The 21,527-nt window shown below is 48.3% G+C and carries 20 protein-coding genes and 1 riboswitch; of the genes, 18 read left to right on the top strand and 2 right to left on the bottom strand.

All coding sequences use genetic code 11. The features are described 5' to 3' along the window. Nucleotides 1–59: 59 nt before the first annotated feature. Nucleotides 60–995, bottom strand: a complete 936-nt coding sequence (gene rnhC, locus NSS95_RS10045; protein ID WP_328229083.1) for a ribonuclease HIII — start codon at nucleotides 993–995, stop codon at nucleotides 60–62. 100 nt (nucleotides 996–1,095) lie between these two features. On the opposite strand from rnhC, the gene zapA reads away from it, so the two are divergent. The 12 genes from zapA to NSS95_RS09985 all read left to right on the top strand — a co-directional run bounded on the left by zapA (nucleotide 1,096) and on the right by NSS95_RS09985 (nucleotide 15,686). Next, nucleotides 1,096–1,386: a cell division protein ZapA gene (gene zapA / locus NSS95_RS10040; RefSeq protein ID WP_013859878.1), complete on the top strand. Its 291-nt coding sequence runs from the start codon at nucleotides 1,096–1,098 to the stop codon at nucleotides 1,384–1,386. Then, nucleotides 1,373–1,909: a CvpA family protein gene (locus tag NSS95_RS10035; RefSeq protein WP_276210388.1), complete on the top strand. Its 537-nt coding sequence runs from the start codon at nucleotides 1,373–1,375 to the stop codon at nucleotides 1,907–1,909. The genes zapA and NSS95_RS10035 overlap by 14 nt, the downstream gene beginning before the upstream one ends. A 279-nt stretch (nucleotides 1,910–2,188) precedes the next feature. Beyond that, nucleotides 2,189–3,907 carry a DNA polymerase/3'-5' exonuclease PolX gene (gene polX / locus NSS95_RS10030; protein WP_014097801.1) on the top strand — a complete coding sequence of 573 codons (1,719 nt, stop codon included), beginning with the start codon at nucleotides 2,189–2,191 and terminating at the stop codon, nucleotides 3,905–3,907. A gap of 75 nt (nucleotides 3,908–3,982) precedes the next feature. Continuing rightward, complete coding sequence (locus NSS95_RS10025) at nucleotides 3,983–6,337, top strand: endonuclease MutS2 (RefSeq protein ID WP_014097802.1); 2,355 nt, start codon at nucleotides 3,983–3,985, stop codon at nucleotides 6,335–6,337. A gap of 236 nt (nucleotides 6,338–6,573) precedes the next feature. Next, the gene (locus tag NSS95_RS10020; RefSeq protein ID WP_014097803.1) at nucleotides 6,574–8,271 is read left to right on the top strand and encodes an AMP-binding protein; all 1,698 of its coding nucleotides are present in this window, start codon (nucleotides 6,574–6,576) and stop codon (nucleotides 8,269–8,271) included. 142 nt (nucleotides 8,272–8,413) lie between these two features. Then, complete coding sequence (locus tag NSS95_RS10015; RefSeq protein ID WP_014097804.1) at nucleotides 8,414–9,007, top strand: TetR/AcrR family transcriptional regulator; 594 nt, start codon at nucleotides 8,414–8,416, stop codon at nucleotides 9,005–9,007. A 33-nt stretch (nucleotides 9,008–9,040) separates the two neighbouring features. Further along, a complete protein-coding gene (locus NSS95_RS10010) occupies nucleotides 9,041–9,814 on the top strand; it encodes an enoyl-CoA hydratase (protein WP_035184449.1) in 774 nt (257 codons plus the stop codon). 62 nt (nucleotides 9,815–9,876) lie between these two features. Continuing rightward, nucleotides 9,877–10,650 carry an electron transfer flavoprotein subunit beta/FixA family protein gene (locus tag NSS95_RS10005; RefSeq protein ID WP_035184451.1) on the top strand — a complete coding sequence of 258 codons (774 nt, stop codon included), beginning with the start codon at nucleotides 9,877–9,879 and terminating at the stop codon, nucleotides 10,648–10,650. A 30-nt stretch (nucleotides 10,651–10,680) separates the two neighbouring features. Continuing rightward, on the top strand, nucleotides 10,681–11,661 hold the full coding sequence (locus tag NSS95_RS10000; protein ID WP_035184453.1) for an electron transfer flavoprotein subunit alpha/FixB family protein: 981 nt from the start codon (nucleotides 10,681–10,683) through the stop codon (nucleotides 11,659–11,661). Between the two features lie 185 nt (nucleotides 11,662–11,846). Further along, complete coding sequence (gene trxA, locus NSS95_RS09995; RefSeq protein WP_014097808.1) at nucleotides 11,847–12,161, top strand: thioredoxin; 315 nt, start codon at nucleotides 11,847–11,849, stop codon at nucleotides 12,159–12,161. A 105-nt stretch (nucleotides 12,162–12,266) separates the two neighbouring features. Beyond that, complete coding sequence (gene uvrC / locus NSS95_RS09990) at nucleotides 12,267–14,039, top strand: excinuclease ABC subunit UvrC (RefSeq protein ID WP_035184458.1); 1,773 nt, start codon at nucleotides 12,267–12,269, stop codon at nucleotides 14,037–14,039. A 102-nt stretch (nucleotides 14,040–14,141) separates the two neighbouring features. Next, nucleotides 14,142–14,319: riboswitch (Lysine riboswitch) on the top strand. Between the two features lie 137 nt (nucleotides 14,320–14,456). Further along, complete coding sequence (locus tag NSS95_RS09985; protein ID WP_035184460.1) at nucleotides 14,457–15,686, top strand: aspartate kinase; 1,230 nt, start codon at nucleotides 14,457–14,459, stop codon at nucleotides 15,684–15,686. A gap of 33 nt (nucleotides 15,687–15,719) precedes the next feature. Here NSS95_RS09985 and NSS95_RS09980 read toward each other — a convergent pair whose 3' ends face one another. Next, the gene (locus NSS95_RS09980) at nucleotides 15,720–16,184 is read right to left on the bottom strand and encodes a YslB family protein (protein WP_014097811.1); all 465 of its coding nucleotides are present in this window, start codon (nucleotides 16,182–16,184) and stop codon (nucleotides 15,720–15,722) included. A 428-nt stretch (nucleotides 16,185–16,612) separates the two neighbouring features. Between NSS95_RS09980 and NSS95_RS09975 the strand changes: the two genes are divergently transcribed. The 6 genes from NSS95_RS09975 to NSS95_RS09950 all read left to right on the top strand — a co-directional run bounded on the left by NSS95_RS09975 (nucleotide 16,613) and on the right by NSS95_RS09950 (nucleotide 21,513). Continuing rightward, a complete protein-coding gene (locus tag NSS95_RS09975; RefSeq protein ID WP_035184462.1) occupies nucleotides 16,613–17,221 on the top strand; it encodes a succinate dehydrogenase cytochrome b558 subunit in 609 nt (202 codons plus the stop codon). A 71-nt stretch (nucleotides 17,222–17,292) separates the two neighbouring features. Then, nucleotides 17,293–19,044, top strand: a complete 1,752-nt coding sequence (sdhA, locus tag NSS95_RS09970) for a succinate dehydrogenase flavoprotein subunit (RefSeq protein WP_017551099.1) — start codon at nucleotides 17,293–17,295, stop codon at nucleotides 19,042–19,044. Nucleotides 19,045–19,116: 72 nt separating this feature from the next. Continuing rightward, a complete protein-coding gene (gene sdhB / locus NSS95_RS09965; protein ID WP_014097814.1) occupies nucleotides 19,117–19,884 on the top strand; it encodes a succinate dehydrogenase iron-sulfur subunit in 768 nt (255 codons plus the stop codon). Between the two features lie 97 nt (nucleotides 19,885–19,981). Then, entirely contained in the window at nucleotides 19,982–20,458 is a 477-nt protein-coding gene (locus tag NSS95_RS09960) for an acyl-CoA thioesterase (protein WP_237342353.1), read from the top strand. A gap of 359 nt (nucleotides 20,459–20,817) precedes the next feature. Further along, on the top strand, nucleotides 20,818–21,042 hold the full coding sequence (locus NSS95_RS09955) for a helix-turn-helix domain-containing protein (protein WP_014097816.1): 225 nt from the start codon (nucleotides 20,818–20,820) through the stop codon (nucleotides 21,040–21,042). A gap of 285 nt (nucleotides 21,043–21,327) precedes the next feature. Further along, on the top strand, nucleotides 21,328–21,513 hold the full coding sequence (locus tag NSS95_RS09950) for a hypothetical protein (protein WP_035184465.1): 186 nt from the start codon (nucleotides 21,328–21,330) through the stop codon (nucleotides 21,511–21,513). Nucleotides 21,514–21,527: the final 14 nt, after the last annotated feature.

Here is a 21,527-nt window from a genome sequence, read left to right as displayed (position 1 = left end):
GTTTTGGCTTTTTTCCCAAAAAAGGAGCCAGTTTTGGCCGGCTCCGGCCGGAACGGGCTTTAGCTGATTCCCACAATCCTTTTCGCTTTTTCCGTATTGGCGAAATGCAGTTTGACAAAATGCGGCAGCGCGGCCATGCCTTTTTCCTTGATGAGCCGCGCGGCAGCCTGGTCCACCTGTGCGCCGGCGCCCTTTGGCAAAACAAAGCCGGCTTTTTTGCTTAATTTTTCTAACTCCCGGACAAAAGCATAGCGTGCGAGAATGGAAGCGGCTGCAACCGCAAGATGGACGCTTTCCCCTTTTGTGCTGAAATAGACGCCGTCGCGCATGACGATTTTTTCGTTTTGCAAATACCGGTAATACGTGGATGCTTCCGCGAACTGATCAATTAAAATTGCATCCGGTTTTGCCGGCGCAATTTTTTGGGCGGTATTGTACAAAGCCCGGTTATGGAGCAATGCTTTCATTTTTCCTTGCGACATGCCCGATTGTTGGAGCCGGTTGTATTTTTCGTTCGGCAAAATGAGCAGGCTGTACGGAATAAAGGTGAGAAGCTCTTTCGCTATTCCGGCAATCTGGCTGTCTGTTAATCCTTTTGAATCTTTTACGCCCAGTTCTTTTAAAAGCGGGAGCTGCCCCTTTTCGACGTAACAGCTGACAACCGTCATCGGCCCGAAAAAGTCGCCTGTCCCGACTTCATCTGACCCAATGACGGAAAGCTGCCCGATATTAGGAGGCAGCGGGTTGCCGGAAGATTTTGCGCGCCGGGCGGCATCCGGCTTCTTTTCCGGCGACTGTCCCCATTTTGACGCTTCCGTTTCTGCGGTCGGCCCTTGAAATAAAACTTTTCCGGACTTATAGCCGGTAATGGAGCAGCCTGGTATTTTTGCGGCAAAAACGGCGCCGGGCGGAACTTTCCCCGTCAGGCTGTTCTGGTAAGATTGTTTCATTTTTTGCATGGTTGAAGCTGAAACGAGAATGACAGTGTTTTGCATTTTGATTCCTCCGGCAGTTTCAGGATCTCCGTGAATTTGTTCGACATTGTTAGACAAAGGCTTTTCCGCCATGCTATGATAGAGAATAGGATTCTTACAAATGGGGAGGCAGGCAACATTGGAAAAAACCCGAATTACAGTTGGCATATACGGACAGCAATATACCATAATCGGAACGGATCCGGCAAGCCATATTCGCCTGGTTGCCTCGATGGTTGATGAAAGAATGCGGGAAATCAGCGCGAAGAATCCTTCATTAGATACCGGCAAAGTGGCTGTGCTGACAGCCGTAAATGCTGTCCATGATTATATAAAGCTGAAAGAGCAGTATGAGCTGCTTGAACAGCACTATTTACAATTGCTGAAAAAGGATGAAGATGAAAATGGTTAATATGGCCATCATCATTTTGCTTGTGCTTGGATTCCTGAACGGGAAGCGGAAAGGATTTATATTGCAGGCTGTCCATATTACAGGGTTTGTAATTGCCTCCGCAGTTGCGTACATATTGTATGATGACCTGGCGGAAAAATTGAAGCTGATGATTCCGTATCCTTCTTTTAACAGCGACAGCTCATTTGCCCTTCTGATGCACGAAGGCAATATGGAAACGGCCTTTTACCGGATTATTGCGTTTGCCATCCTTTTCTTTGCTGTCAGGATACTTCTAAATATTGTCGGGTCATCCCTTACTTTTTTGGCCCAGCTCCCGGTCCTCAAACAAGTCAATGGATGGGCGGGCGGCATCCTCGGGTTTGCCGAGCTGTACCTGATCCTTTTTATCGTTTTATATATCGGATCTTTGCTGCCGGTGGATGAGATCCAATCCGCGCTCAAGGCATCCGCAGTCGCAGAAGGCATGATTAAAAATACACCTTATATTTCAGCTCTTGTGGCGTCATGGTGGGTGAAATAGAAACCCGGGCGGCACGTTTACCATTTGCAAAACGGGTTGGAAACGGGTTTTTCAAAACAGCACTTCTCGCGACGGGGGAGTGTTTCTTTATGGAGGGGATCGCCCGTGTACATGCTGGTTTTTTCCGGACGGGGCTTGAATGCCGGGCACGGATTCAAATACTTCCCATGCTGCTGGAAAAAATGTGCGGCCATTGGAAGGGCGCTTTCCCAATCATCGTAGCGGGAAAACGGTAAAAACCCGATCCTTCACTTAATAAGTTAAAAAGGGGGCAGGCGAATGCGGACAAATAAACGCAGTGTCATCCGGCTGCTGGAACAAATTGCGGTTTACTTGGAATTGAAAGGCGAAAACCATTTTAAAATCGCGGCTTACCGCAGGGCTGCATCTGCCTTGGAAGCGGATGGGCGTGACTTGTCAGAAATCAGCCGTTTTACGGATATTCCTCATATTGGAAAAACAACCGCTTCCGTCATCGAAGAGTTCGTGGAAACTGGGCGGTCCACCCTGCTTGAACAACTAAAAGACGAAGTTCCAAAAGGGCTGGTTCCGCTCATGCAGATACAGGGTCTTGGTGCCAGGAAAATATCAAGGCTTTACAGGGAACTTGGCATTACAGATGCGGATTCTTTAAGGAAAGCTTGTGAAGAAGGAAAAGTTGAAACGTTAAAAGGGTTTGGAAAAACGACGCAGTCCAATCTTTTGCACGCGCTTGACCAGCTTTCGGGGAAACCGGCTTATACCATCGGCCGGCTGCTGCCGGTACTTTTGCTGATCGAAGAAACGCTGTCCGGAAACAGGAAAATAGAAACCTATTCGCGTGCCGGCAGTATCCGGCGGTTTGAAGAAAGAATAGAAGAACTCGATTATGTCATCTCTACATTCGATCCAAAATCGGTTGCGGAGGACATTCTTCAAATGAACGAAGTCGTGGAAGCTGTTTCTATCCGGAGTATAAAAATAACGGCTAAATTAAAAGGGGAACCTGGCTTACGGATCAATTTCCGGATCGCGTTGCCTGACCTGTATGCGATGACGCTTTTTCTTTCAACAGGGCCGGAACCGCATCTGGAAAAAATGCAGCAGATTGCCGGTCTTCATGGCGAGCGGCTGACGCAATCCGGCGTCAAAATTCTGAAGACAGGCGAATTGCTCCGTTTTCCGAGTGAAGCTTCGTTTTATCATCATTACGGCCTGCCTTACATCCCTCCGGAAATCCGCGCTGACGGCAGCGAGGTGGAAACCTATAAGGGGACGCCTTTTGTCCAGATCGATGATGTAAAGGGCGACCTGCACATGCACACCGTCTGGTCGGACGGGAAAGATTCGCTTGAAGACATGGTCAATGCATGCAGAAGAAGAGGGTACGAATATATCGCAATCACGGACCACTCTAAATATTTAAAAGTCGCCGGCGGGCTTTCACGTGAACGTTTGATCAGGCAAATGAATGAAATCCGCCGGTTAAATGAAAAATATCCGGATATCTTGATTTTGTCCGGTATTGAGATGGACATTTTGCCGGACGGGACTTTGGATTTTGATGATGATGTGCTGTCAGGCCTTGATTTCGTCATTGCTTCCATCCATTCGGGGTTCGGGAATAGCCGCGCGCAGATCATGAAACGGCTGCGCAACGCTTTATTCAACCCGCATGTGGACATGATTGCCCATCCGACCGGAAGATTAATCGAAAAAAGGCAGGGGTACGATGTCGATTTTGATTTGCTTTTCCAATGGGCAAAGGAAACCGGCACGATCCTTGAATTAAGCGGCGACCCCGCCAGATTGGACCTTTCAGCGGCCCGTGCAAGAGAAGCGCAGGCAGCCGGTGTGAAAATCGCGATTAACACCGATGCACACGCAACTGCGGAACTGGGCAATATCGCTTTCGGTGTCGGCACCGCGAGAAAAGGCTGGATTGAAAGGAAAAATGTGGTCAATACGTATACGAAAGAACAACTCCTTGAGTTTTTAAAACAGAAACATCAGCACTGATCCATTCCCTTTCTGCAATGAATAGAGGGCAGTTTTCCGGAACGCTGGAATCCGGAATGCATGGAGGACGAATAGATGCAACATAAAATCATCAAAACACTCGAGTTTGATAAAATTAAAAATCTGCTGCTTGAGCACGCTTCTTCTCCGCTTGGGGCCGAAAAAATTGAAGCCCTTTTTCCCTCCTCTTCCTATGAAGAAGTGGTCCGGATGCAGGAGGAGACGGATGAAGCGGCGCAAGTGCTGCGTTTAAAAGGGCATGTGCCGCTTTTCGGCATTTATGACATCCGCCGTCATCTGAAAAGAGCGGCGATCGGCGGCAGGCTGAACCCGCAGGAACTGGTGCAGATTGCCAGCACCATCCATGTCAGCCGAACGATGAAACGGTTTATTGAAGGAATCACGGAAGAAGAAACAGAACTGCCGATCTTAACAAGCATGGTGGACAGGATTGCGGTCCTTACGCCGCTCGAACATGAAATCCGGAATGCGGTGGATGAAAACGGGGAAATTCTGGACTCGGCAAGCGAAACGCTGCGCCAAATCCGGCACGGGCTGCGCGGTACGGAACGGCGCATTCGTGAAAAACTGGAAGGCTATATCCGCGGCAAAAATGCGGCGAAAATGCTGTCGGATGCGATTATTACGATCCGGAATGACCGCTATTGTATCCCGGTAAAACAGGAATACCGGGCAAATTACGGGGGAATCGTCCATGACCAGTCTTCTTCCGGACAGACTTTGTTCATTGAGCCGCAATCGGTGGTGGACTTGAATAACCAGCTGCGTGAATGGCATTTAAAAGAGCAGCAGGAGGTTGAAAGGATTTTAAGCGAATTGTCCGCCGCAGTGGCAGCAGCCGGCGGGGAGCTTGAAACCATCGTTGAAATTCTCGCTGATTTTGACTTTATGTTTGCCAAAGCTTTATACGGCCGGTCCATTAAAGGTTCGAAACCGGTGATCAACAATCATGGCGCCATCCGTATGTTCAAAGCGCGTCATCCGTTGCTTCCAGCCGATAAAGTGGTGCCAAATGATATTACGATCGGGCAGGAATATACGACCATTGTGATAACCGGGCCGAATACAGGCGGAAAAACGATTACGCTGAAAACAATCGGGCTGTGCACGCTCATGGCGCAGGCCGGGCTGCAAATTCCCGCTTTGGACGGTTCGGAAATGGCTGTTTTTAAAGAAGTATTTGCCGATATCGGTGATGAACAGTCGATTGAGCAAAGCCTTAGCACCTTCTCCTCCCATATGACAAATATCGTTGAAATCCTGAAACGGGTCGACGATCAGTCGCTCGTCCTGTTTGATGAGCTCGGCGCCGGTACCGACCCGCAGGAAGGGGCTGCCCTTGCGATTTCAATTTTGGACGAAGTGTACAAAAGGGAGGCCCGCGTTGTCGCCACCACCCACTACCCGGAACTGAAGGCATACGCTTATAACCGTGAAGGGGTCGTCAATGCAAGCGTCGAGTTTGATGTGGAAACATTAAGCCCAACATACCGGCTTTTAATCGGCGTTCCCGGCCGGAGTAATGCGTTTGAAATCTCAAGGCGCCTCGGGCTCTCCCCGTCCATTATTGAACACGCCCAATCACTAATCGGCGCGGACACAAACGAGGTCGAAAATATGATTGCCGCGCTCGAATCGGCTAGGCGCGAGGCGGAAAAAGAACGGCAGGAAGCGCAGGAACTGTTGAAGGATGCCGAGGAACTGCACCGTGATTTGCAAAAACAAATGGCGGCGTTTTATGCCCGCCGCGATGAGCTGTACGGAAAAGCGGAGAAAAAAGCGGCAAAAGTGGTGGAAGAGGCAAAGGAAAAAGCGGAAGAGATCATCCGCGACTTGCGGAAAATGCAGCTTGAATCCAAAGCCAATGTGAAAGAACATGAACTGATTGATGCAAGAAAACAGCTGGAGGAACTGGCGCCGAAACTGGACCGCAAACCGGCGGCAAAAGCAAAAAAACAGCATATCTACCAGCCGGGCGACGAAGTCAAAGTGCTCAGCTTCAACCAGAAAGGCACGCTGCTTGAACAAACGGCAGGCGGCGAGTGGCTCGTGCAAATGGGTATTTTGAAAATGAAAGTAAAAGAATCCGACATGGAATATATCCGGCCGCCGCAACAAAAACAGCCGGAGAAGCACCTGGCAACGGTCAGGGGGCGCGATTCCCATGTCAGCCTGGAACTCGATTTGCGCGGGGAGCGTTATGAAGATGCGCTCTTAAAAGTTGAAAAATATATTGACGATGCGCTTTTAGCCGGGTATCCGCGCGTTTCGATCATCCACGGGAAAGGAACAGGTGCGCTCCGGAACGGGGTGCAGGAATTTTTAAAACATCACCGCGCCGTAAAACGAATCCGTCTCGGGGAACCAGGCGAAGGTGGCAGCGGCGTTACGATTGTAGAATTCAAGTAATTTTCAAGGGCAAGGGGGAGGGCCTTTTGTTTCTCGAAAAGCTGGCAAAAATTTTGTTTGTTTGCTGTGCCGTTTTTGCATTGCTTGGCGTCATTTATTTGATTGTTGCAGATTAGCCCGTGACAAGGAGAAGGAGCGCATCCTTCTCCTGTTTCGGCTGCAAATAATTGTCAACGCTTTCAATTTTCGTTATAATAAAATAAGTCAATAAAAGATGCAAAATGGAGTTGATGCAAATGACAGACAGGCCATGGCTGTCCCAGTATCCGCCGGAAATACCCGTTTCCCTTACGTATCCGCGAAAACCGGTTTGTGCATTTTTAACCGAAGCAGCTGAACAGTATCCTGACAAAAAAGCGCTCCATTTTATGGGGAAAGAAATGACATACCGTGAAGTGTATGAAGCGGCGCTCAAATTTGCCGGGTATTTAAAAAAACTCGGAGTGGAAAAAGGCGATAGGGTTGCCGTGCTGCTCCCGAATTCCCCGCAGGCCGTCATCGGTTTTTACGGCATCCTTTACACGGGCGGGATAGCCGTCATGACGAATCCGCTATATACGGAAAGGGAACTGGAATATCAGCTGAAAGACTCCGGCGCGAAGGCCATCCTGACAGTTGATTTCCTGTACCCGACAGTGGCAAAAGTATTTGAGAAAACCGATCTCGAACATATTATTGTAACCGCCATCAGCGAGTATTTGCCTTTTCCCAAAAACGTCATCTACCCGTTTCTGCAGAAAAAGCAAACGGGCGTTACTGTCCGGGTCGAGCACGGCGGGCACCATCACTTGCTAAAGAACATCATGAAGGAAGAAATTCCGGAACCGCTTGACACGCCGTTCGATATCGAAGAGGACCTTGCGATTCTTCAGTACACCGGTGGCACAACCGGCGTGCCAAAAGGCGTCATGCTGACACATCTCAATTTGATTGCAAACGCGACAATGTGTGATGCCTGGATGTACAGGGCCAAAAAAGGGGAAGAAGTGGTGCTCGGCATGCTTCCGTTTTTCCATGTGTACGGCATGACGACCGTGCTGATTCTTTCTGTGATGCAGGGCTTTAAAATGATTTTAATTCCGCGCTTTGATGCGGAGTCACTGCTGAAGACAATTGAAAAACAGCGGCCAACTTTGTTTCCGGGTGCGCCAACCATTTATATCGGGCTTTTAAACCACCCGAAAATTAAGGAATATGATTTGTCATCGATTGAAGCATGCATCAGCGGTTCTGCCCCGCTGCCGGTAGAAGTTCAGCAGAAATTTGAAGGGGTGACCGGCGGCAAGCTTGTGGAAGGGTATGGCCTCAGTGAATCTTCTCCTGTCACCCATGCCAATTTTGTATGGGGAAAACGCGTCAAGGGCAGTATCGGCGTGCCATGGCCAGATACGGACTGCGAAATCCGCTCGCTCGAAGACGGCAGGCCGTTACCGCCCGGTGAAGTCGGCGAGCTGGCGGTAAAAGGGCCGCAAGTGATGAAAGGTTACTGGAACCGCCCGGAAGAAACGAAGGAAGTGCTAAAAGACGGGTGGCTATTTACGGGGGATTTGGCTTATATGGATGAAGAAGGTTATTTTTATATTGTCGACCGGAAAAAAGACATCATTATTGCAGGCGGCTATAATATTTATCCGCGTGAAGTCGAAGAAGTGCTGTATGAGCACCCTGCCGTTCAGGAAGCCGTGGTTGCCGGCGTGCCACACCCGTACCGCGGGGAAACCGTCAAAGCCTATATTGTGCTGAAAGACAATATGACAGTAACGGAAGAAGAACTGGACCGGTTTGCACGCCAATATCTGGCGGCATATAAAGTCCCGCGCATTTACGAATTCCGGGATGAACTGCCGAAAACGGCCGTTGGGAAAATTTTGCGGCGCTCATTGGTTGCAGAAGAAAAAGAAAAGATGGAAAATGGAGGAGAGAAGATCGGGTAAGGAAATTTTTTTATAAACAGGACTTGACAAATGCTGCATTCTTGTATAATATGAAAATATGAATGAATGGTCATTCATTTTCTGGCCGCCATTAAACCGGTCGGCCAAATTGACAGATCATGAGATTGAAAGGTGATAGCCCGTGAGGAAAAACAGGCCAAAGTACAAACAAATTATTGATGCAGCAGTGGTGGTTATCGCACAACACGGCTATCATCAGGCACAGGTTTCAAAAATTGCAAAACAGGCGGGCGTAGCGGACGGCACGATTTATTTGTATTTTAAAAACAAAGAAGATATCCTGATTTCTTTGTTTGAAGAAAAGATGCAGCTGTTTATCGAAAAGGTTTCCGAATATATTGCAGGGGACCTTTCCCCTTCCGAAAAGTTGCTCAAGATGATCGAAAACCACTTCAAAGTCCTTGCCGCCGATCACCATTTGGCGGTCGTGACCCAGCTGGAACTGCGGCAGACCAATTTAGATCTGCGGCTTAAAATCAACAGCGTACTGAAAGAATATTTGACGCTCGTTGACCAAATCATCCGCGAAGGCATGGAAAAAGGCGAATTCGATTCCGGGCTTGACGTCCGGCTCGTCCGGCAGATGATTTTCGGGACAGTCGATGAAACGGTAACGACATGGGTGATGAATAAAGAAAAATACGACCTCGTTTCACTGGCTGCTCCCGTCCATCAATTGATCATTAACGGCTGCGGCAAAAAAACGGCGGTTTAATGCCGCAGCTTTCACAAGGGGGTTTGAGACGGGATGGAATTTATTACGATCAAACGGGAAAATGCGGTCGCCTGCATTGAAATGAACAGGCCACCTGCCAATGCGCTTGCGCAGGCTCTTTTAAAAGAACTTGCGCAAGCGTTTGGCCAACTTGAAAACGATCCTGAAACCCGGGTCGTGCTCCTTTACGGGAAAGGAAGATTTTTCTCGGCAGGAGCGGATATTAAAGAATTTGTCCAATTAAGGAAATCCGGCGGCTCCGATGCGCTGGCGGTTTCCGGTCAGGAATTGTTCGAAAAAGTGGAAGCGTTCCCGAAACCGGTCATCGCCGCGATCCATGGCGCGGCACTTGGCGGTGGGCTCGAACTTGCGATGGCATGCCATATCCGCCTTGTCACAGAAAATGCAAAACTCGGCCTCCCGGAACTGAGCCTCGGACTCGTGCCGGGTTTTGCCGGAACGCAGCGGCTGCCAAGGTATGTCGGACGCGGCAAAGCATTTGAAATGCTGTGGACAAGCGAACCGCTGACCGGAACGGAGGCCGTGCAGCACGGGCTTGCAAACCATGCTTATAAAGAAGAGGAACTGCTCCCGAAAGCAAGGGCGCTGGCTGAAAAAATTGCAAAGAAAAGCCCGCTGGCCCTGAAAGCCTCTATTGAACTCGTCAATTATGCAAAAACAAACGATTACGAAAAAGGCTTGGAGCAGGAATCCGCACGTTTTCTTGAGCTGTTCGGCTCAAAAGATGCAGAGGAAGGCATCAAAGCTTTTATTGAAAAAAGGGAACCGCGTTTTACAGGGGCCTAACATTTTTTGCTTTGTATGCGCTTAAATAATTTTATTTTTTAACGATTCAGGGAGGGAACGGCATGAATATCTTCGTATTATTAAAACGGACTTTTGACACAGAAGAAAAGATTGCGATTGCAAACGGCCGCATACAGGATGACGGGGCAGAATATATCATCAACCCGTACGATGAATACGCCGTTGAAGAGGCCATCCAGGTGCGCGATGCCCAGGGCGGCGAAGTCACGGTTGTCACAGTCGGCAATGAAGATGCGGAAAAGCAATTGCGGACGGCCCTTGCGATGGGTGCGGATAAAGCAGTCCTCATTAATATTGAAGACGATGTGGAAGCAAGCGACCAGGTCACAACGGCAAAAGTGCTCGCCGCTTATTTAAAAGAGCAGGAACCGGATCTCATTATCGGCGGGAATGTCGCCATTGACAACGCTTCCGGACAGGTCGGCCCGCGGGTGGCGGAGTTGCTCGGCATCCCGTATGTAACGACGATTACCAATCTGGAAATTGACGGCGACAAAGCGACGGTCACAAGAGATGTCGAAGGAGATTCCGAAATCATTGAAACGACCCTTCCGCTGCTCGTTACAGCGCAGCAAGGCTTAAATGAGCCGCGGTATCCTTCGCTCCCGGGGATCATGAAAGCGAAGAAAAAACCGCTTGAAGAGCTGGAACTGGATGACCTTGACCTTGAAGAAGAAGACGTGGAGCCAAAAACCAAAACGATCGAGGTTTACCTGCCGCCGAAAAAAGAAGCAGGAAAAGTGCTTGAAGGCGAAATCACCGACCAGGTAAAAGAACTTGTCCAATTATTGCATAATGAAGCAAAAGTGATTTAAGCGAAGAAACCGGAAATGGAGGGGATCAGCATGAGTCGAAAAGTATTAGTAGTGGGGGAAGTCCGTGACGGATCGCTCCGCAATGTATCATATGAAACCATTGCCGCCGGAAAAACGGTAGCAGAAGGCGGGGAAGTGGTCGGCGTTTTGATCGGGGACGCTGTGAAAGATTTGGGGAAAGACATGATTCAATACGGCGCTGACCGTGTTGCCGTGGTGGAAGACGAGAAGCTGAAAAGCTATTCTTCAGACGGTTTTTCCCAAGCATTGCTTGCGGTGATCGAATCTGAAAAGCCGGATGGCATCTTAATCGGCCATACGGCGCTTGGCAAAGACCTGGCCCCGAAAGTAGCGGCTAAATTGGATGCCGGTCTGATTTCGGACGCAACCGCAGTGGAATCAGCCGGGGAACATGTCGTCTTTACCCGCCCGATATACTCCGGCAAAGCGTTTGAGAAAAAGATCATAACAGACGGGATCATCTTTGCAACCATCCGGCCGAACAACATCAGCCCACTTGAAAAAGATGAATCACGCACAGGGGATATCGAAACCGTTGACGCGGGAATTAAAGATTTACGCGCGATCATCAAAGAAGTGGTTCGGAAAGTAAGTGAAGGGGTTGACCTTTCGGAAGCGAAAGTCATCGTTTCAGGCGGCCGCGGCGTGAAAAGCGCGGATGGCTTCAAACCGCTGAAAGAACTTGCCGATGTGCTCGGCGGCGCGGTTGGGGCTTCGCGCGGCGCATGTGACGCTGGCTATTGCGATTATTCTCTGCAAATCGGGCAGACGGGCAAAGTGGTTACACCGGATTTGTATATCGCATGCGGTATTTCCGGTGCCATCCAGCATTTGGCCGGCATGTCCAACTCGAAAGTGATTGTGGCCATTAACAAAGACCCGGAAGCGAACATCTTCAACGTGGCGGATTACGGCATTGTCGGCGACCTGTTCGAAGTGGTCCCGCTTCTCACAGAGGAAATCAAAAAACTGAAAGTCACATCGGCGTAATCCCGGGCCCGGACGAAAAAATTCGTTCCGGGCCTGTTTTCTGTTGGATATTCGTGAAAAAAGGGTATAAAATAATAAAATCATTACTGCTTTTTCCGGACCGGACAAATTGTTCGCAACATATGATAAAGGATGATATACTTATCCCAAGCAGTAATAGTTTGATTTAGGAGGGTTCTTTCAATATGGCAATTACACATGCTACCGACGCGACTTTCGAGCAGGAAGTCAGCCAAGGTTTGGTATTAACGGATTTTTGGGCAACATGGTGTGGTCCGTGCAAAATGATTGCACCGGTACTTGAAGAAATCGATGCTGAAATGGGCGACAAGGTGAAAATCGTCAAAGTAGACGTGGATGAGAATCAGGAAACGACCAGCAAATTCGGCGTCATGAGCATTCCGACCCTTGTTCTCATGAAAGATGGCAAACCGGTCGACAAAGTGATCGGTTACCAGCCGAAAGAAGCTTTGCAAGAATTAGTGAACAAACATTTATAATACAATAAACGCTCGGCTTCAAGCCGTGCGCAAATGCATTTTAAAATCCGGGCCGGCTGTGGTCCGGGTTTTTTACAGAACGCAGGATTTTGAGGTGAAGAGAAATTGAACGAGACGATCCGCAATAAACTTGCCCTCCTGCCCGCCCAACCCGGCTGCTATTTAATGAAAGACAGACAGGGGACCATCATTTATGTCGGGAAGGCCAAAATTTTAAAAAACCGTGTCCGCTCTTACTTTTCCGGTTCGCATGACGCAAAAACGCAGCGGCTTGTCAGCGAGATCGAAGACTTTGAGTATATTGTCACTTCTTCCAATATTGAAGCCCTTATTCTTGAAATTAATTTAATCAAAAAGCATGACCCGAAATACAACATCATGCTGAAAGATGATAAAACATACCCGTATATTAAGCTGACCCATGAACGCCACCCGCGTCTGATCACCACCCGGAAAGTGAAAAAAGATAAAGGCAAATATTTCGGCCCGTATCCGAACGTGCAGGCGGCTAATGAAACAAAAAAGCTGCTGGACCGGTTGTATCCTTTGCGGAAATGCACCAATATGCCGGACCGCGTCTGCCTTTATTACCATTTAGGCCAGTGTCTTGCGCCGTGTGTCAATGAGGTGAAAGAAGAAACATACAAAGAGATCACCGATCAAATTACCCGCTTTTTGAACGGGGGTTACACGGAAATCAAAAAAGAACTGGAAGAAAAAATGCATGAGGCTGCAGAAAAGCTTGAATTTGAGCGGGCAAAAGAATACCGCGACCAGATCGCCAATATTGAAATGACGATGGAAAAACAGAAAATTACAATGACAGATTTTACGGACCGCGACATTTTCGGCTACGCAGTGGATAAAGGCTGGATGTGCGTCCAGGTCTTTTTCATGCGCCAAGGAAAGCTGATCGAACGGGATGTCTCGCTTTTTCCGTCTTACGATGAGCCGGAGGAGGAATTTTTGAGCTATTTGGGGCAGTTTTATGCCAAACCGGAGCATATTAAGCCGAAAGAAGTGCTGATTACGGAAAAAGCAGACCGGGAACTGGCGGAACAACTGCTCGAAATCAAAGTACTCCAGCCGAAAAAAGGCCAGAAACGGGAACTCGTGTTAATGGCCGAGAAAAACGCAAAGATTGCATTGAAGGAAAAATTCGCGTTGATTGAACGGGACGAGGAACGGACGATCAAAGCCGTTGAAAATCTTGGCGAAAAGCTTGGCATCTACACACCGCATCGGATTGAAGCGTTCGATAATTCGAATATCCAGGGGACAAACCCGGTTTCGGCGATGGTCGTGTTTGTGGACGGTAAGCCGGCAAAAAAAGAATACCGCAAATATAAAATCAAAACAGTGGAAGGACCGGATGATTATGAATCGATGCGCGAAGTGATCCGCCGCCGTTACATCCGTGCCCTAAGGGAAAACTTACCGCTTCCGGATCTCATCATCATTGACGGCGGAAAAGGGCAAATTGACGCGGCAAGGGATGTGCTTGAAAATGAGCTCGGGCTTGAGATCCCGATCGGCGGCCTGGCAAAGGATGAGAAGCACAATACATCGCAGCTTTTGTTCGGCAACCCGCTGGAAGTTGTGCCGCTCGGGCGGAACAGCCAGGAATTTTACCTGCTTCAGCGCATCCAGGATGAAGTGCACCGGTTTGCGATTACCTTCCACAGGGAATTGCGTGGAAAATCCGCTTTTCAATCGGCGCTTGACGATATTCCGGGCATCGGGCCGAAACGGAAAAAACAACTGCTCCGCCACTTTGGCTCCTTGAAGAAAATGAAACAAGCAAAGCTGGAAGAATTTGTGGAAGCGGGCATCCCGCGTCCGGTATCCGAAACATTAATCAAAAAATTACAAGAATAACCTGGCAGGGTTTTTCCGTATATGGTATAATCATGATAATTTCATATGGCAGGCTTTGTTTCAGACTTTCGGGTGCGATCATCCCGGCGTCCGGCAAAGCCGTTACATGATAGAGGCGCAAAACTTAAGAGTAAGAAGCGGGAGAAGATTGGGCTTCCGGGATCGTTTCTGAAAGGAAGTTTTGCCGAAGTGAAAATGGCCTCAATGCCGTTTTTGCTGGTTCTGTACTGAAAAAGTCCGGAACTGTCAGGATGAAATGTCTTGGAGCGCTATCTCACAGGAATGACTGCGTACCCGCGTATGCAAAAGCGATGAGATATCCGTTCTCATTGCTTTTTTTAAATGGGCGCCAAGTTGCTTTGCCTTTCACTCTGACAGCCTCATCTTACTTATAAACTGCAGAAGGTGGCGGAGTTATTGGGAATCATTGTTCAGAAATTCGGGGGAACTTCGGTTGGAAATGTGGAAAGGATCCGGAATACGGTCAACCGGATTATTGAAGAAAAGGAAAAGGGCCATGATGTTGTCGTCGTTGTTTCCGCGATGGGCAAAACAACGGACCAGCTTGTCGGGCTTGCAAATGAACTTTCTGCGTATCCTGCAAAACGCGAAATGGATATGCTGCTTTCAACCGGCGAACAGGTGACGATTTCGCTTGTCGCCATGGCACTGATCGCTCGCGGCTACGATGCCGTTTCTTATACCGGATGGCAGGCCGGCATTATAACGGAACCCGTACACGGAAACGCCCGGATCACGGAAATCCGGACTGAAAAAATCAAATCCCGTCTGGCAGCCGGGCAAATTGTAATCGTCGCCGGGTTTCAGGGCATCACCCCGGCAGGCGAAATTGCGACACTCGGCAGGGGCGGCTCGGATACAACGGCAGTGGCGCTTGCAGCAGCGCTTCATGCGGACCGCTGCCTGATCTATACGGATGTCACCGGCGTGTTTACGTCCGACCCACGCTATATTCCGAATGCCCGGAAGCTTAAGGCTGTATCCTATGATGAGATGCTTGAACTGGCGAGTCTCGGGGCGGGCGTTTTGCATGCAAGGGCAGTGGAGTTTGCCAAAAATGCGGCTGTGCCGCTGATCGTTTGTTCGAGCCTTGAAAGGGAGGAAGGCACGTTAATAGAGGAGGAAGTTTCGGTGGAAAAAAATTTAATTGTCCGCGGCGTTGCATTTGAAGATGGCATTACAAGGGTGACCATTTTCGGACTGGAAAACGGCTTCCGCAATTTGCCGGATATTTTTACGACACTGGCGGAACACCATATTGATGTCGATATCATTATCCAGAACCAGACAGCGGACCATAAAACGTATTTATCTTTTTCGATAAAAGATAAAGATTTAAAAGAAACGGCCGATCTTTTGGAAGCCGGGAAAGAAGCCCTCAGTATTGACCATTTTGAAACGGAAACCGGCCTCGCAAAAGTGTCCATCATCGGATCGGGCATGGTTTCCAACCCGGGCGTTGCGGCAAAAATGTTCCAGGTGCTGGCAGATCACGGCATTGCCATTAAAATGATCAGCACGTCCGAAATCAAAGTGTCCACCGTTGTCGATGCAAAAGAAATGGTCCGGGCCGCCCGGTGCCTGCACGAAGCATTTGAACTGGATGCAGTGGAACAAAATATATGAAAATATGAAAAAGCAGGGGAGCCCCCTGCTTTTTCATATTGATTCTCCGGCCGGGTCTTTCGCATCCCACTGCACGGTGATCCGGACTTTTTTTGCTTTTTTCGCAACTTCCTCAACAGCTTCCGTGATCAGTTTTTTCTGCATCTGGTACTGCTCGGCTAAAAAACCGGCTTCAAGCTTGAATGTCGGCTCTTGACCTGCGCCCATATCCAGCTGCCGTTCAATCATCGGCCCGGATAACTCAAATTCGATATGATATTTCTCTTCTTTTTTGATCGATAACGTTCCCCAGCCGGCTTCTTTGAAAAAAGAAACCATTTCTTCATAGGTAAGCAGCTGGAATTTTCTTGCCAAATGTTTTCCGGCCCAGTATAGAATATCCGGTGTTTCCTTGCCGAGTATATCCGGAATTAATATATTACGCAACAGCTCATATCCGAATGCGGGCACCATTAGCTGTTCCGCAACGGTTTGTTCATTTCCGCCAGAAGATTTCACGCAATTCCCCTCTTTCTATATGCTATATTATATACAAAATAAAACCGGACTTAAAAGCATTTTTTGAGTGTACACCAAAATAATGGGAACTTTTTTTCGCCGGCTTCCGCGTCACATGGGGAAATTATGCCGGTTGCGGTAAAATCCGATGAAAAAAGACAAGCCTTGGATAAAAATTCCTTTTTTATGCAAAAGCATATGGCAAAAGAGCTATACTGAAAAAATTTTAAAAAATGGGAGAAAGACTGACAAATATGACAAATAAACGGTATTTTCAGCGCAAATTCATGAATGCGTTTCCTTGACGCGCCCATTTGTCGGGAGTACAATAAAACTGTCACATAATTGTTATAAAATATTTATGCGGGAGGAAGCAATGCAAAATTTGTCTTCTTTGCATAAATTCACACTACAAAGGGGGATACAATGTGGCTGGAAATCGAGAGTTTTATAACCGCAAACTGCATTCTTTGCTGGGTGTTATACCCATCGGCTTATTTTTAGTCATCCACTTGACCGTGAACCACTATGCGGTAAACGGTGCTGCTGCCTTCAATAAAGCAGCCGGTTTTATGGAAAACCTGCCGTTTCTGCTTTTTGTGGAAGTAGTGTTCATTTATTTGCCGCTTTTGTTCCATGCAATTTACGGCTTATATATTTCGTTTACGGCATCGAGCAATGTCGGCACGATGGGCTACTTCCGGAACTGGATGTACCTTTTGCAAAGAATCAGCGGTGTGTTGGTCCTGATCTTTCTCGTATTTCACATCTATGAAACACGCATTCAAATGGCGTTTGGCAAGGAATTGAACTTTGATCTGATGGCAAATCTATTAGCAAATCGTTGGATGCTCGCCTGGTACATAATTGGGACAGTGGCTGCCGTTTTCCACTTTGCCAACGGTCTCTGGTCGTTCCTGGTCAGCTGGGGCATTACACAGTCACGCCGGTCACAGCAAATTTCCACATATGTGATGGTTGTGGTCTTTGTGCTGCTTTCTGTTGTCGGCGTCAGGGCTTTATTAGCATTTGCATAATGAAAAGATTCGAAAAATAGCAGTTTACTGGTTTGTAAGAGGCATCAAGTATGAAGAGGGAGTGAATCAAGTTGGCTAATGGCAAAATCATTGTTGTCGGCGGAGGGCTTGCCGGTTTGATGGCGACTGTAAAAATTGCAGAAGCAGGCCGGCAGGTTGATCTGTTTTCGCTAGTGCCGGTAAAAAGGTCGCACTCTGTTTGCGCACAGGGCGGCATTAACGGCGCTGTCAATACAAAAGGGGAAGGGGATTCGCCATGGATCCACTTTGACGATACGGTATACGGGGGCGACTTCCTTGCCAACCAGCCGCCGGTAAAAGCGATGTGCGAAGCGGCGCCGGGGATTATCCACCTGTTTGACCGGATGGGCGTCATGTTCAACCGCACGCCGGAAGGGCTTTTGGACTTCAGGCGTTTCGGCGGCACCCAGCACCACCGGACAGCATTTGCAGGCGCAACAACCGGTCAGCAGCTTTTATACGCATTGGATGAACAGGTAAGGCGCCATGAAGTGAACGGGCTTGTCACGAAATACGAAGGCTGGGAATTTCTTGGCATTATCAAAGACGATGAAGGCATTTGCCGCGGCATCGTTTCGCAAAACCTGACAACAATGGAAATCAAAGCTTTTCCTGCGGATGCCGTCATTATGGCATCGGGCGGCCTTGGCATTATTTTCGGGAAATCAACCAACTCGATGATCAATACCGGCTCGGCGGCTTCCATTGTATACCAGCAAGGCGCAACGTATGCGAACGGCGAATTTATCCAAATTCACCCGACTGCCATCCCGGGCGATGACAAACTGCGGCTGATGAGTGAATCCGCACGCGGGGAAGGCGGGCGCATCTGGACGTACAAAGACGGCAAACCGTGGTATTTCCTGGAAGAAAAATATCCGGCATACGGGAACCTCGTGCCGCGCGACATTGCAACCCGTGAAATTTTCCATGTCTGCGTGGACTTGAAACTCGGCATTAACGGCGAGAACATGGTTTATCTCGATTTGTCGCACAAAGACCCGCATGAACTGGACGTAAAACTGGGCGGGATTATTGAAATCTATGAAAAATTCGTCGGCGATGACCCGCATAAAGTGCCGATGAAAGTGTTCCCGGCCGTCCACTATTCCATGGGCGGATTATGGGTGGACTATAAACAGCATACGAGCATTCCGGGGCTGTTCGCAGCAGGCGAATGCGACTACTCGATGCACGGCGCGAACCGCTTAGGGGCAAACTCCCTGCTTTCTGCCATTTACGGCGGGATGGTAGCCGGCCCTGAAGCTGTCAACTACATCGACGGGCTTGAAAAGAGCACGGATGCACTGCCGTCAACCGTCTTTGAACGTGCTGTCCAAGAACAGGAGAAAAAATGGAACGATATTTTGTCGCTTGACGGAACCGAAAATGCCTATGTGCTGCATAAAGAACTGGGCGAATGGATGACAGACAATGTGACGGTTGTCCGTTACAATGACCGTCTGAAGAAAACGGACGAAAAGATTCAGGAATTAATGGAAAGATGGAAAAATATTAATGTTGTAGATACATCGAAATGGAGCAACCAGGCGGCTTCGTTTACACGGCAGCTGTATAACATGCTGCAGCTGGCGCGCGTCATCACGATCGGCGCTCTGAACCGCAATGAAAGCCGCGGTGCCCACTATAAACCTGATTTTCCGGACCGCAACGACGAAGAATGGCTGAAAACGACGATGGCAAATTATGACCCTGTGAACAATGAACCGGTCTTCAGCTATGAAGATGTAGATGTATCGCTGATCAAACCGCGCGTACGCGACTACACGAAGAAGCACTGATTCGGATCGGGCAAAAACGGATTTTTTCCGGCTTTTGCCCGGGTGATTTCATAAGGAAAGAGGAGAATAAGGATGGGTGAACAAAAAACCGTTACATTTATCATACAACGCCAGGATAATCCGGAATCAGAACCATATGACGAAACGTTTGAAGTTCCGTACCGGCCGAATATGAATGTCATTTCGGCCCTGATGGAAATCCGCCGGAATCCGGTCAATGCCAAAGGGGAAAAAACAACACCTGTTGTTTGGGAAATGAACTGTTTGGAAGAAGTTTGCGGTGCCTGTTCCATGGTGATTAACGGCAAACCACGCCAGGCTTGTTCAGCGCTTGTGGACAAACTGCAGCAGCCGATCCGCCTTGCCCCAATGCGGACATTCCCGGTTGTCAGAGATTTGCAAATTGACCGCGGCCGCATGTTTGACTCGCTGAAAAAAGTGAAAGCTTGGATTCCGATTGACGGCACTTACGACTTAGGGGAAGGGCCGCGCATGCCGGAGAAAAAAAGGCAGTGGGCTTATGAACTGGCAAAATGCATGACTTGCGGCGTATGTTTGGAAGCCTGCCCGAATGTCAACAGCCGTTCAAACTTTATCGGGCCAGCGCCGCTTTCGCAAGTACGGTTATTTAATGCGCACCCGACCGGCCATATGAACCGCGATGAACGACTTGAAGCGATCATGGGTGACGGCGGTCTTGCCAATTGCGGCAACTCGCAAAACTGTGTACAAGCCTGCCCGAAAGGTATCCCGCTGACAACATCCATCGCAGCATTAAACCGTGAAACAACCATCTATATGTTTAAAAAATTCTTTGGCAGTGACCATACGGTTGACTAATGGCAAAAGTGCCACATCAAAGCGGAAACAGTAGATGTGGCACTTCTTTTCAAATAAAAAATGAATGGTTGTTCACTCATTAAAAGGAGGCATCCCATTGAAAAAGCACATCTCTTATATTGATGACTGGAACGCCTGGGAAGAAGGATTTTCCTATTATCTCCCGGTCACGGTCCGTTTTTCTGAAACCGATATGTTTGGTCACATGAATAATACGGTTCCGTTTATTTATTTTGAACAAGCGCGGATTGAATTTCTCCAGCAGCTCGGGTTTATGGGCGACTGGGCAAAAAAAGGTACCGGCTCCATCCCGGTCGTGGCGGATTTGCAGTGTGATTTTTTACAACAGGTTTTTTTCAATGACAAACTCCGCATTTATGTAAAAGTCTCAAAAATCGGCAACTCGTCCGTCGACTTGCACTACATGGCGAAAAATGAAGCGAATGAAATCTGTTTTACCGGACGCGGGACAATGGTACAGATCTCGGTCACAACCGGAAAAGGAATACCGTGGACGGCGGAAGAAAAAGCGAGGTTCGCCGACCCGCAAGCCGCCGTATCATCCGGCAACTGAATGAAAGTAACCCGCCATAAAAAATAAGCTTAAGTGTTTACGTTGAGGACTGTTTTTTAGCGGAGAAAAGAGCGGCAATACTTGGTATATTTTATTGCTTTTACAACACTTGTTTGCCTGTTTTGCCATCTCCGGCCAGGACATAAATAGAATCTATATCTGCCAGTTTACAATGCCGGATAATGTTTCGTTTGCCTTTCATACAGAAAGGGTTCCGGCATCCGCCCTTTTTTTCGGATTTGTGCTGTTCCTTGCCTCGTCAAGTCACTCCCGGCCGCGCAAGAACATAAGATATCGTGACAACCAAAATACCCATCCCCGCGGTTTAGAGCTGGCGAAGGCAAGGAGGGTTATCATAGTTGAAGGACAACGATTTCACACATAAACCGCTGCTGACAAAAAGAGAAAAAGAAGTATTCGAGCTGTTAGTACAAGACAAGACAACAAAAGAAATCGCGAGCGAATTGTTTATCAGCGAAAAAACAGTTCGAAATCATATTTCCAACGCCATGCAGAAATTGGGAGTCAAGGGGCGCTCGCAAGCTGTTGTTGAATTACTCCGCATGGGGGAATTAAAGCTTTGAAACAAAATCGGCTGCAATGTTGCAGTCGATTTTGTGGTTTAAAGAAGGGATAGAAACGGGATGATTTTTGGACAAAGCGTTTACCCTTTCTGATTCCGTTTTTTACATTGATTGCATATTTTTAGATGAACCTGGAAATCTGCCGGCGGTTTTAGTAAAATGACCACAAGTGCACGTAGCGGAATCGTTTTCAATGGACGTTTGAATGAAGTTCCGATCGAAAATGGATCATGTTAAAAAGGCGGGCCGTTTAAACGCTGGATACCGTATAAGGAAATCACGAGGATGGAGAAACAAATGATGTTTTTACAGGTTTCCGGATGTTATCTTTTTTACAAGCCCGCCTCAATGAGACAGTGTGAAGATTTCTCCAAAGATGCCGGACGATTTGGGCTAAAATCAAACGCCGCTGTGCCCAATTTGCAAATAGACGCCCATACCGCAATGGATGCGCCACAAGCAGAAGAATGAAAGCCAGCCGGCAC

It is taken from the genome of Weizmannia sp. FSL K6-3076 (genome assembly GCF_038007245.1).
GTDB classification, from domain to species: domain Bacteria; phylum Bacillota; class Bacilli; order Bacillales; family Bacillaceae_C; genus Weizmannia; species Weizmannia faecalis.
Note: the sequence above shows the minus strand (reverse complement) of the source record. Positions and strands in the feature narration are given on the sequence as shown.